Here is a 12,232-nt window from a genome sequence, read left to right on the forward strand (position 1 = left end):
GCCATTCAGAGGTGGCGCAGTCTGTGCGCCACCTCTGACGCTCTTCTAGCCAGTGCTCTGGGTGCGGCGACGACGGCGTGCGGTGAAAGCTCTTCGGACGTGTGCCACACCGGGAAGACGCTCCGGCTGATCAACCTCGCCGTTTCCCGGATGGGCGCGCCTGTGCGGACAAGCCCGCGCAGATTGTGAACGAAGGCCGGCCCAGCCACTCGGAATGCGCGGTGTGCTTCGCCAGTGGCCACCTGCTGGCGCATCACGGAATCCCAGACCCGGTTGGTGAGCATGACGCATGCCTTCTCGAGGTCAGCTGGGCTGCTGTTCGTCGGGCCGAACATTCGAACAGCCAGTCCGAGGCTGAGCATCTGGTCCCCGCGGAGTGGCCGATCGACGGACGACCAGGTCGAGGGCTGACTGGCCAGATGGTGCACATCGAGCAGGCTCCGCAACCACCGCCACCCATCCTTGGCAGCGTGCCCAGCCGAGTGAGCCAGCGCGTCGTAGGGGGAGAGGGTGGGCGTCGGATGACCGGCGACCACGGCAGCCGCACGCCGGGACCACAGAGTGTCGAAGTCCGGGAACGTGCCGCGGGTTGGCACCAGGTGCCAGTGGAGATCAATATCGGAGTGGGTGCCGAGGAAGGTCAGCTCGTTCCCTGTGCGCCCGAAGTGGCGCCAAGCCCATGAGGGACCCGGCGCCGGGTAACCGCTGGCGGGATGCCAACCGGACTTCGTGAGCGCTAGGTGCGCTCGGGCGAGATCCTGCGGGGCTACCAAGAGGTCGAGGTCTCCGGTGCCGCGCGTCCTGAAGTCCCCGTACGCCTGAGCAGCAAGCGTCACGCCTTTGAATGCCAGAGCTCGAACGTTCGCTTCGCGAAGTGTCTCGATTGCCAATGCCAGGTCGGCCGCCAGCATCACTGCCCCCGCGTGCTGACGCCCGGCCGCGGCTTCCAGCTCTGACCTCGCCTGTCCCGGGATGTCGAGACGGTCGAGATTGGCTGCCAGGTAGGGAACGACGTGATGCTGGCGCGCTGCGACCACGAGTCCTCGAGGGGTCAGTGAATCGGGCGCCGCCCACCGCCCGTTGTCGTCGGAGCGCAGGTGCCGTAGCGCGTCCCGCAGCGCTGTGACTGCACCTTCGGGGTCGTCGCCGACCGGGCCGGGCCGGCGCTCCGTCCCGTGCGGTGACGCCTCGCGTGCCGGGTGGTCGTCGCCCTCGACCACCACCAGGACTCGGTGCGCCACGAGGTCCCAGATCTGTTGCTCGGTGAGGGCCTCCGCCGACTCGGTCCCCGCAGGCGGCCCGAACGTGGCAACGACGTGCTTCGTCACGGCCGGGAGGCCGACGTCGACGCCCTCGGGGACGGCTTCGAGAATTGCCGTGGCGACCGGCGACAGACCGAGGACGCTCTCGTCGACCATGACCACGCTGCGTTCGTCCTCGACGTAGTGGTCGGTGAGCGCGCCACGCCTGACGATCACGACGGCACGGCCAGGAGCTCGGTCAGCACGGGTTCGAGGTCCGCCGACTCGGCGTAGCGAACATGCCGAGCGCCGCCCACGAGGTGGATCAGCTCGGCCAGGCGGTGGAGCGGCTTGTCCATGCTGGGCAGGTAGGACGACTGCGGCGCGATGGCGGCGATGGCGTCCACGGTCTCGAGTGGCTCGACGGTCGGCCCGCCCCGGTGCTGTGGATCCCGCTCGATCACGAGCAGGGCGGCCAGCCGGCACTCGCGCTCGGTTGCGAGCAGTCCGAGCTCGGACGGGGCGACCTGCTTCTTCAGGTGCCCGCCGTCGATGATGGACAGTGGCTTGCGGTAGGTCAGCACGACTCCGTCCGGGGTGATGGCTGACGTCTCGTCGGTGAGGTACGCGAACGTCCTCCCCAATGTCACCGACGCGGTGGTCTTGCCGGTGCCCGACGCCGCGACGAGCACCGCGGTCCGGCCGGTCGCAGGATCGGCGAGGGCCGCAGCGTGCAGCATGACGAGGTCCCCCGCCCGAGCGTCGATCGCGGCGGTGGTGACGGCTGGGGACAGGTGGTGAAGGGCGCTCGCGACGTCTTGCCCGACGGCGTCCACCACAGCGGTGGTCGGCTCGGCGTCCGTCAGCGCGTCGCGCCACGCCTCCAGCACGGGCCCGCGCAGTGCTGGAGAGGCTCGGACCGGCACCACGACGCCGAAGGCCGAGACGTGGGCAACCACGTCTCGCTCGGACTCGATCTTGTCGGTGCTGGACATGCCCGCAACCCTAGAGCCGATCGACCCGGCCCCATCCGGGATGGAAAAGAATGGGCCCCCCGCGTGGGGTGCGGGGGGCTCCGGGCGCTCCGTGGGGTGAAGCGCATCTACTTGGCTCGAAGTGGGGGGCACTTGATGAGCAGACGTCTCGGCGGGGGCGTTTGCCAATCTGTCTTGACTGAGTTTGCCAGACACGGCGCGTCCGCGCAGCATTTTTGACACAATCGCCGCGAGCGACCCGTTTGCCCGGGTCGCTCGGTCAGCCCACACCCCACAAGGAGTCACCCCATGAAGAACATCGCCCGCCTCGTCGTTGCCACCACCGCCATCGTCATGGTCAGCATCTCCGGCATGGCAGCTCCGGCCACCGCGGCCCCGAAGGACGTCCAGCAGCGCAACATCTGGTGCTGCTGAGCCCCGTCCCCTACGACGTCAGCTCACGCGTGACCGCAGGCGCGGTCGTGCGAGCACGAAGGCCGGTCGAGGCTGCGGCGCGACGGTAGGCGTCGGTCGCGGCCTCGATCAGGCCGACGCTCTCCAGGAGAGCTGCAAGGTCGAACCACAACTGCGCCGCGCTCTTGTCGGCGCCGATGCTCGAGAGCTTCAGGACAGCAGCCTGGTAGCAGCGAGCCGCTTCGTTGGTGTCCGCTCGGGCGGCACTGATGCGTCCCTCGAGGGCGAGCGCCTCGGCCTCGGCCAGCGGTGACTGGCCGTCGGACGTGGCGTGGACGTCCGCGAGCAGGCGGCGGCACTCGTCGTGGTCGTCGCTGAGGAATGCTGCACGGGCTAGGCCCAGCAGCGTCCACGCCCGGTCCACCGGGGTCGCGCTGCTCCACTCCATCTCAGTGACCGCCTGCTGCAGGTTGCTGCGTGCGTCGTCCACTGCAGGAGGCTCCAGCTCGAGCTGGAGGCGCCCGACCTCGGCGCGCAGGCGCGCCAGGTTGCGGGCGTCCTGCCCCTCCCCGAGCAGGGCAAGGGCGCGCTCGGCGAGCGGGACTGCCGCAGTGATGTCGCCCCGGTTGGCCTGCATCACGCTGGCGTTCCAGTACGCCGACGCCCGGGCCCGGGGCGAGTCGAGGGTCTCGGCCTGGGTGATCGCCTTGGCGCAGAGTCGAACCGCATGGGCCGTGTCGCCGCGCTCGAAATAGGCCGCCGCCACCGTGACGGAGAGCTGCACGGCTTCGTCGCTCGCGTCGAGGCCGGCGGTGCGCAACTGTGACAGCACCTCCTCGCCGCAGGTGATCGCTCGGCCCAGGTCGCCGGTCTCCCGGTGGATACGGCTGAGGGCGATGCCAGCCTTGATGCGGCTGACCTCGCTCACGGTGCTGTCCTCCAGGAGCGTCTCGAGCTCGATGATGGCCTCGTCCTCTTGGCCGCTGGCCTCCAGCGAGCGAGCGTGCAGAAGCTTGGCGCGCTCCCGCAGGCCGGTCCCGGCCACGTCGCCCACCCGGCTCATGGCTGCGTCGAGGTGCTGTGCGGCTTCGGCGGGTTCGCCGGACTCGAGGGCAAGCTCTGCATAGTCCAGCGCCAGCCGCACCTCGTCAGGATCCTGACCCGGCTCGACCGCGAGCAATGCATCGATCGTCACGTCGAGTCGCGCGGCGAGCGCGCTGAGCGCCTTCACCGTCGGCTTACGCGCGCCGGTCTCCAGGCGGGAGAGATAGGCAACCGACATTGTGTCGCCGACCACCTCGCCCTGGGTCAGCCCCCGGGCGACACGGATCGAGCGAAGCCGGCGACCCAGCTCGTGGGCATCGGCCTGGGCGAGCAGTTCGGCCTGACGTGCGTCCATCCGGCCATTGTGAGGGTCCGGCGAGCGGAGTTGTTGAATTCTGGCAAAACTGACCGTCAGATTCGCCGACAATGGTCACTTCGGAACCGCGAGGTGGCTCAGCCGGATGGCGGCTGCTTTCGAGGAGGCACCACCCGTAAGGGGGGTCGATGAGTAAGCCGTGAGCAACAGCACACCTCAAAAACGGTTCATGTTCGTCCAACTTTCCACGATCCAACCGGTAGTCGCTTAGCGTGTACATGTCAGTCAGGGGTTGGTTGACGTCGTTCTCGGGGTTGAGCCTCGGGTTTAAGTCATCCGTGGGGGATGCAATGTCCGTAGTCAGTCGTGCGCCAGAGTTGGAACGACCCAGCGGCGATGTCAAGCATCGCTCGCTTCAAGTTGTCGGCACCCGTGAGAGGGAGGTCGACGCATCTGTCTGGCGTCGACGTCATGCGCGTGCACTCCTGCTGGGCGACCTTATCGTGCTGGCGCTGGCGCTCGGCACCGCCCAGATCGCCAAGTTCGGGTTCATGGCCGCTCCCGAGGTAGACGGGCTGGGGATCACCTACGCCGGTCTCGGTCTGGCGCTGGCCGTGGTGTGGTGGGCGTCTCTGCAGATGAACCAGTCGCGCAACCCGCTGGTGGTCGGACACGGATCGGAAGAGTACCGGCGCGTCATCGTGGCGACATTCCGCGTGTTTGCGGTGCTGGCGATGGTCTCACTCGTTCTCAAGATTGACGCCTCCCGCCTCTACTTCGCCACGGCTTTTCCGCTCGGCCTTGTCGGCCTGCTCGTCGAGCGCAAGCTCGCTCGAGTGGGGCTGCACCGAGCGCGCAAGCAGGGCATGGCCACCGTCCGAGTACTGGTCGTGGGCGGAGAGCGCACAGCCACTGAGTTGGCGAAGTGGTTCGCGAAGCACAAGACGGCGGGCTATGAAGTTTGTGGCGTGTGGGTGCCAGACGAGAGCATGCCGCTCGCAATCGTCCAGGAGGGCGCAATCGCGAGCGTGCCCGTGATGTCATCTCACACGGACTTCGCCGAGGCTCTAGCCATCTCCGGCGCTACGACAGTGGTAGTCACAGACACCGAACACCTCGGCCACGAGTCTCTTCGTGACCTGGCCTGGCAGCTCGAAGGGTCGAACATCGACCTGATCCTGTCCCCGAACGTCCTCAACGTGTCGTCGTCTCGCCTGTACCTCCAGGACGTGTCGGGCATGCCGATGCTTCACGTCAGCGAGCCGCAGTACGCCGGCGCCGCCCGCCTCACGAAGCGGCTCTTCGACATTGTTGGCGCTACCGCGATCCTGGTTGTGGCGACTCCCTTGTTCGTGGCTACGGCGCTGGCGATCAGGCTCTCGAGCCCCGGGTCAGTCTTCTACCGCCAGGAGCGCATCGGTCGACGCGGCGACAGCTTCGGAATGATCAAGTTCCGATCGATGCGGTCGGACGCAGACAGTCAGTTGGCGTCGCTACTCGCGGCCGAGGGCAAGTCGTTGTCCGAGCTTCCGAAGTTGACCAAGGACCCTCGCGTTACGCCGGTCGGCGCGTTCATCAGGCGGTTCTCCATCGACGAGCTCCCGCAACTTCTCAACGTCATCAAGGGCGACATGAGCCTGGTGGGACCGCGACCGCAGCGCGACTTCGAGGTTGCGCAGTACGACCACGTTGCGCACAGGCGTCTGACCGTGCGACCGGGCATGACTGGACTGTGGCAGGTCTCTGGACGGTCTGACCTCGCGTACAGCGAAGCAATCAGCCTCGATGTCCACTATGTCGAGAACTGGTCGATGATGACCGACCTCTCAATTCTCTGGCGTACCGCCCGAGCTGTCGTTGGTTCGGACGGCGCCTACTAACGTAACGCTGCCGTTACGCGCGGGAGCGCTTGGGGAGAGGCCCCCCACGATTGCGCGGTGCCGCCATGCCCATCGCGCGAGGTCTTCACGTGGGAGACGCGGCGGCCGCGGCCGGGGCCTTGACTCAGGTGCGTTGGCTCGGCACAGCGGGTGCCTCTCGGCCCTCGCTGGGGCGCATGACTCGTGGTCCAGCTTGGACTCGGGCTGGCGCGCAGGTCTCAGTCTCGGGCTCGCGACGCGTCTCTTCCGCTCCGGACCACCGTGTACCGGGGAACCGCCGCTCTTAGAGCGAGGCTTCAGCCCGGCTAGCGGTGACGACGAAGTGTCGTCCTAGCCACGGCGACGGTGTCTCGAAAATCGGATGCCCGAAGAACGAGGAAGTCGCGCGGGCGCGCTTCGGCGATCCGGCAGTACCACCGGATGTTAAGGCCGGCCGAAACGACGTTGCCTGCCAGGGTGGCGAGGGCTGCTCCCGCTGCGCCCCACTGCGGAGCCAACGTGACGATTATGACGACGTTCACCACAAGCCCGGCAAGAAGGCTGAAACTGCGCAGCTCCGGACGTCCAGACGCAGCTAGTCCAGCCCCCACGACTGACCCGGGGTTCCCGAGCAGAACGGCGGCGAGCAAGATCATGGTCGGCCCAATCGAGGGGCTAAAGGCGTCACCGAAAACGATCGGGATAGCCACTGGCGCCAACGAAGCTAACGCAATGACCAGAGCCAGGGTCACAACAGTCGACATCCGCGAGGCCCGTGCGAGCTGGCGCACGTCACCCCGTGACGACTGCTTTGAGAAGACCACTTCTCGCACCGCCGCGTTGAAGATCAACGCTGCCTCCGCGACGTTGACTGCGACCACGTAGAACCCCAGTTGCTGGAGCCCGGCGAGCGGCGTGAGGAGGAGCTGGTCAAGCCGCATGAGCAAGATGCCGGCAATCGATCCGAGCCACGCACGAAGGCCGTAGCCGTGAAGTTGCCGGTACGTCGGTCCCTGGGCCTCGCGCGCGAGCTCCTGGCGCCTCGGCTCTCGACGAAGTAGGCGAACGTACACCACGCCGCCAACCGCTAGCGTGGCGCCCAGCGCCAGCGCAGCGTTCGTGGGTGTAAGCCCAAGGACTAGAGCGAGGACCAAGATCGATGTGAGTCGAAGTAGGGCACTCAAGATGCGCTCTGTCGCAACCAGGGACCAACGCTGCCTTGCGAGTGCGATACCGCGGAGGCCGGCAACTAAGAGCGCCGGCGCAGAAAAGGCGGCCACCCAGGTCATCGTCTGCGCCAGATCAGCATCGCCACCGCTGAGGGAGTCGCTAGCCCAGTAGGTGAGGGCTGTGCCCACCATTCCCGCGAAAAGCAGGGCGGCGATGGCGCCCGCCGAGACGCGGCGGCGCACGGCCGTCTGGGACTCGAAGTAGGTTAGGGCTTCTGGCAACCCAAGCGTCAGTGCCGACGTGATCAGAAGAAGCGGAGCGGTTGCCGCGGCCGCGAAGCCACGACCCTCGGGGCCGAGAAGTTGTGCCAAGACGCTGTAGGCGACAAGTGTTGCAATAGGGGGCGCCGCCACGCCGATGAGCGTGGACTTGATACCTCGTGCCGAGGATCCAGCCCCTGAGTCGCTTGCTGGGCTAGAAGACTCGCTCAACTGCGAATCTCGTTCTGGATGGTGCGTACGTCGCTTGGCTCGTAAAGCTCGGAAATGATGGCGTCGTTCTTGCCGCCCGCAACGTTGTCTGATGCCAACTGCACCCTATTGGTTGATGGGATGGAGAGGAACAGGCGTGCTGGCGCTACAACCTGCCGCGCCTTGATCCCGCTGCGTAGCGCAACTCGATGCAACCAGATGTCGTCTGTTGACCGCGCCACTGGATCAAAGGCGCGTCCGGCCGCGCGCAATTGCCGCACCATCTCGGACGGATACAGGACCCCGGAGACACCGGTCGCGAAGACCGTATGCGACGCAACCGTCGACGATTCCCGGCCCCATTCGAGGTAGGGAGCGATCCCATCATTGGCGAGCCGGATCCGGTGGGCACGGAAGCACAACACGTCGTTCGGCCACTGGCTATGCGCGTCCGACAGGTCGGACATCCAACCTCGCGGGTAGAGAACGTCGTCGTCCGCGGTAACAAGGACAGTTGACGTCTCGTGGACCGCCTCAGAAACGTAGGGGTAGTACTTCTTGTGCGGCCCGAGATTCTCGCAGTTGCGTATCTCTAGCCCGCGCCTACTGGCTCGCTTGAGACCGCGCGGTAGCCTCTCCAGGGCCTCGAATTCATCGAGCCATAGGACGATCCGGCTGGGTTTGACCTTTCCAGCGCCGATTGACTCGATCGTGAGATGCACCGATCGAATCCGCGAACCGTAGGACGTAAGCGAAACCACTGCCTCGTTGTGTGGATCCACAAGTCTCTGCCGGCTGAATATGGACCGAGCCTGCATGGCAACGCAGCCCGCGTATCCAGCTACCTTGCGGATGCCTCGGCGAAACGGACCGGGCGATTCAACGTCTCGATAGAGCGCCGTCTGCGAAAACAAACTCAACCGTCCTTTGGTTTCGAAACTCGGCGGTACCCTGCGCTGCTGTCCCGTCGGCCCGTGACTGTCCGGATCGTGGTGCCTGACGTGGTCACAAATCTATGCCCCAGAAGCGCCTGGCCGGCGACCATTGCGAGAATCAGAGCAAGTTGAGGGGAGGCGGCCACGCCCGAGTATGAACAGATCATGAGGATAAAGACCAGGCACGCAACCACGAGCGCGGACCGGTGTTCCCTGGACTGCCCCGCGCGATGTGCGTAGGAAAGGTGAATGGCGAAAAGAGCCAGTGCGAATAGAACGCCAAAGTTATAGGCATACACCAGATAGGTGTTCTCGAGACTACTTGTAATTGCCCCAGTGCTGCGGGGATCGGAGAAAGGACCATTGCCGAAGATTAGGAAACTCTGGTAGTTATCGACGAACCAACCGTAAGCGCTAAGTCTGTACGCATCGCCGTATCCCCCACTAAATCGGCTCCCGATCGATTCGAAGAGACCCAACTCGTTGGCCAGATACGCGCCGCCCGCCAGAATAACCGCTCCCGCAATTACGTTGCCTACTAGCCGGCGTGTATCGCTCAATACGACATAGAATGCGACAAGAACAACTACAATCAAGGCGGTGCGCGATTGCGCCAGTACGGCCCCGGCGGTGCACGTCGCAACTAAGACATACCGCGCAGTTGGTGACCGCACCGCGGCGACCAAGGGCGTGCAGACCGCACATAGCAGTCCGAGGTCGAGCGGCGTGCCCATTAGGCCAGCTCGGCGTCCCGACGTTACGACGCCCCAGTTGTAGTAAGCGGTATTGATGTCCTCGAACACGACGGGCGACGAGAATGCCTGCTGCAGTGCGGCAAAGGCGACGTTAAACCCCAACAGTCCGAAGAGTGCCCAGCGCAAACGCTTCACACCCTCCGGTCGGGACGCGATTGTCCTCCACGCTATGAGGACGTATGCGAGAGGTGCGAGCAGGACGGTGACAGCGATCTTCGTCAGCGATGTCAGCTCGCCCGGCAGGTCCGAGCTGAAAAGGGCCAGCACAAGTGCAGCGACGTGAAGTCCTCGGCCTGGCGTAACGCCGCGCAGTTGCTCGTTGGCGCTGGGGCGCGGAGCGATTACGTAATACAACACAATCAGTACGGCTGCTGGGTGGATTCCCGGGAAGTAATACTCCTGAACGGAAATCGGGACCAGTAGAACCAATACTTGAACAAGAACAAGCAGTTCGAGCGGTCGTCGCCGCAACACCAGCGCCAACAGCGCGCAGATGCCGATTGTGAGCGGCTCCGGAAACACCTTTTGGTACCTCTGTGCTATGTGTGGCGCTGTTTAGAAACGGCCGGGGATGGGTAAAGAGAGAGAAGTTTGCGGCGCCACGACTCGTCGTACTGACCAATCGGCCAATCTATTCCCTTCAGACGAACGCCGGTCTCGTACTCGTCAATCGACTTGATCACTCTGCACGGGACGCCTACCGCCACGGAACCATCTGGGATGTCGCGTGTGACTACGCTCCCGGCTCCGATGACGCAACGATCACCGATCGTTACACCAGGGAGAATAATCGTGCCCATTCCTATGAACACGTGGCTGCCGACCGAGATGCGGTTATATACGTGCAGATTGGGGCTCGCGTCGCGAAACACTCTGGCGCCACCATCGTGGTTGACGAAGGCAACGTTTGCCGAAATTGTCACATGTGAACCGATTTCAATGAGAAAGGGTTCCGACCCAAAATTCGGATAACCAGTTAGTCGCACGTCGCTGCCCACCTGCCCGAGCGACGGCCACATCCGCACCCGCTTCGTCTCAGGCAGTCGGTTGAAGAGGATGCGTTTGGCAATGGTTACAAGAAACATGACTACGCCTTCCTAGGCATCGTGTTCGCAACACTAGGGCATGCGCGACGGTTACGCGGACCTTTACGGGCGTTAGGTCAGCGTGGGCACGCGCACGCCCAATCGGGTCAGGAGGCGCGCAAGCTTGCGTCCGTACGGCCGCGCCCTGATCATGTCCGCGATGACGAGGAGTGGCCTGCGATAAGGGGGTCGCCACATTTGAACTGACCGATTGCGCAGGAGATTGTTCAAGTTGAGCCACTCGTGATACTCGGACTCTCCGTTGTCGATCGAAAGGCGGTGAATAGTGACGCTGGGCCGCCCCGCTAGAGCTGCATTCACTGAGAGTTGGTCACGCCTTGTGGTCAATAGGAGGTAGTCGAACCAACGTTCCATTGCCGCCCGGACGGTCGCGGAATTATTTCGAAGCAGCAGACCTGTCCAGAGTGGTTCATCTTCTAGGACGCCATTATCCCGGCTGATCGCGTGCATGCGTCGTACTGCGACGGGGTCGTCGTAGCCCGATGCGATTACCTCGACAAATTCGTCGTGAACCGTCTCCCGGTAGGAGTGTTTCGGAACGACGATGTCGGCGTCGTCGAGAAGGTCAAAGAGGCGCAATCCGCGATCCTTCAGCACGATCCGGTTGTCGATCCATAACGTCTGTTCGTAACCATTGACCGCCGGGTGACCTAAGATCTTCAATCTTCGTGCACTTCGGACCTGGTCGTGTGGAAAGTGCGGCTCGATCACGACGACTCGCCATCCTGGACCAGGATCCGCGTCTGCAGCGTCAGTCAGAAAGACGAAGTCAATCGACCCGTTGTCGCAACTGACGGGCCGCCGAATTGGCTTCTCGTAGTTGCCAAGAAGTGCCGAGTAGACCACGCGCTTTGGGGTCGAAGGCGCGGGAGTATCGCCGGAGGACATCGTTTAGGCCTTCCTCGCCTGGCGGCCATTGTCTAGCGGCGCGCGGAAACCCTCATAGGTGCCCCTTGCGAACGCCCTCAATTTCGCGATCTTTTGGTCTTCGAACAACAGCGTAAGCGCAATTTGCTGCGGGATCTGAACAATTCCCTCGTTGCGGAGCCCCACGCTTCGCCAATGTTTCCTCGAGTAGAGAACCCTGTTGCGTGCCTTGTAGTAGCACCTTGTGGGGCTGTGCCCGAAAGCGTAGAAGCGTTCGATTCGCCAGCGGCCATCAACGCCGCGCCGAGGCGTAAAGAGCCAGGTTTGGCGAGCTTCGCCGACGGCGTGCGATAGATGTGTATCGTTCGCCCGCGCAATCTTGTAACCCGCTCGCATGAGACGCATGTTTAGGTCGTAGTCGACGTAGTCAATGAAAAACGTCTCATCGAAACCTCCGACTTCTTCGAGGACGCCCAGATCGAGGAGGGCTCCAGAAGTTATCGCTCCTTTGCTCGCGGCTCTGGAGAAGTATTCGACGGGTGGGAGGGCAGTGGCTTGTACGGCGGCAACGGTTGTCTTGTTCCGGTCAACAATGTGCGGCGCGATGAGTGGCGTGCCCGGTTTGGCTTTAGAAGCAAGAGCCGCGACCATGCCAGCCGGCGCCACGCTGTCTTGATCCAAAGTCACCAGCCATTTGAAACCAGCGTCGCGAGCCATGCGGGCGACGGCATTGAATGCTGCGGCAATGCCGTCGTTTGAGCCGCTACGAACCAATCGCACGCCCGAGATCGGACGCAGCGCCTCAGCTGCGGCCTCCACGTTTGATGATCCGTTGTCATAGACCCAGACGGTCGTCACTTGATCCTTGATGGCCGAGACATTGCGGAGCAGTAGATCGACATCTGGTTCAAACGCCACGATGCCTGCCGCGATCGCATCAGGCGTGGGTGCGATGGACGTCATGCTGTATTCCCCCGTTGCGACGAGTCCCTGGCGAGCCCGTCGGGTTGACCTGACTCTGTTCCTGCGCGCGTGGTCTCGATTGTGCGAATGGTCGGCGCCGAAGAACTCGGAGCGAACG

11 protein-coding genes are annotated in these 12,232 nt (G+C 63.9%); 2 read left to right on the plus strand and 9 right to left on the minus strand.

Going from position 1 to position 12,232, the window contains the following annotated elements:
• Positions 1 to 5 precede the first annotated feature (5 nt).
• The gene (locus JOD65_RS05800) at positions 6 to 1,478 is read right to left on the minus strand and encodes a nucleotidyltransferase domain-containing protein (protein ID WP_191193326.1); all 1,473 of its coding nucleotides are present in this window, start codon (positions 1,476 to 1,478) and stop codon (positions 6 to 8) included.
• The gene (locus tag JOD65_RS05805) at positions 1,475 to 2,236 is read right to left on the minus strand and encodes a hypothetical protein (RefSeq protein WP_191193325.1); all 762 of its coding nucleotides are present in this window, start codon (positions 2,234 to 2,236) and stop codon (positions 1,475 to 1,477) included. Before JOD65_RS05805 ends, JOD65_RS05800 begins: the two co-directional genes overlap by 4 nt.
• Before the next feature lie 288 nt (positions 2,237 to 2,524).
• Here JOD65_RS05805 and JOD65_RS23640 point away from each other — a divergent pair, with 288 nt between their 5' ends.
• The gene (locus tag JOD65_RS23640; RefSeq protein ID WP_263575279.1) at positions 2,525 to 2,650 is read left to right on the plus strand and encodes a hypothetical protein; all 126 of its coding nucleotides are present in this window, start codon (positions 2,525 to 2,527) and stop codon (positions 2,648 to 2,650) included.
• Positions 2,651 to 2,660: 10 nt separating this feature from the next.
• Here the strand turns inward: JOD65_RS23640 and JOD65_RS05810 are convergent, their stop codons facing one another.
• Positions 2,661 to 4,100 (minus strand): helix-turn-helix domain-containing protein, encoded by a 1,440-nt coding sequence (locus JOD65_RS05810; RefSeq protein ID WP_191193324.1) that lies wholly within the window; start codon positions 4,098 to 4,100, stop codon positions 2,661 to 2,663.
• A gap of 167 nt (positions 4,101 to 4,267) precedes the next feature.
• On the opposite strand from JOD65_RS05810, the gene JOD65_RS05815 reads away from it, so the two are divergent.
• Positions 4,268 to 5,869: a sugar transferase gene (locus JOD65_RS05815; protein WP_224747261.1), complete on the plus strand. Its 1,602-nt coding sequence runs from the start codon at positions 4,268 to 4,270 to the stop codon at positions 5,867 to 5,869.
• Positions 5,870 to 6,174: 305 nt separating this feature from the next.
• Here JOD65_RS05815 and JOD65_RS05820 read toward each other — a convergent pair whose 3' ends face one another.
• From JOD65_RS05820 to JOD65_RS05845, 6 genes are all read right to left on the minus strand, one after another.
• Complete coding sequence (locus tag JOD65_RS05820; RefSeq protein ID WP_224747118.1) at positions 6,175 to 7,509, minus strand: lipopolysaccharide biosynthesis protein; 1,335 nt, start codon at positions 7,507 to 7,509, stop codon at positions 6,175 to 6,177.
• On the minus strand, positions 7,506 to 8,210 hold the full coding sequence (locus JOD65_RS05825; protein ID WP_191193321.1) for a hypothetical protein: 705 nt from the start codon (positions 8,208 to 8,210) through the stop codon (positions 7,506 to 7,508). Before JOD65_RS05825 ends, JOD65_RS05820 begins: the two co-directional genes overlap by 4 nt.
• A 194-nt stretch (positions 8,211 to 8,404) precedes the next feature.
• Positions 8,405 to 9,700 carry a hypothetical protein gene (locus JOD65_RS05830; protein ID WP_191193320.1) on the minus strand — a complete coding sequence of 432 codons (1,296 nt, stop codon included), beginning with the start codon at positions 9,698 to 9,700 and terminating at the stop codon, positions 8,405 to 8,407.
• Positions 9,701 to 9,717: 17 nt separating this feature from the next.
• Entirely contained in the window at positions 9,718 to 10,263 is a 546-nt protein-coding gene (locus JOD65_RS23645) for a DapH/DapD/GlmU-related protein (RefSeq protein ID WP_191193319.1), read from the minus strand.
• Between the two features lie 72 nt (positions 10,264 to 10,335).
• Complete coding sequence (locus JOD65_RS05840) at positions 10,336 to 10,995, minus strand: hypothetical protein (protein ID WP_191193318.1); 660 nt, start codon at positions 10,993 to 10,995, stop codon at positions 10,336 to 10,338.
• A gap of 180 nt (positions 10,996 to 11,175) precedes the next feature.
• Positions 11,176 to 12,114: a glycosyltransferase gene (locus JOD65_RS05845; RefSeq protein WP_191193317.1), complete on the minus strand. Its 939-nt coding sequence runs from the start codon at positions 12,112 to 12,114 to the stop codon at positions 11,176 to 11,178.
• Positions 12,115 to 12,232 lie beyond the last annotated feature (118 nt).

The sequence above is a fragment of the Nocardioides cavernae genome, assembly GCF_016907475.1.
Lineage (GTDB): Bacteria > Actinomycetota > Actinomycetes > Propionibacteriales > Nocardioidaceae > Nocardioides > Nocardioides cavernae.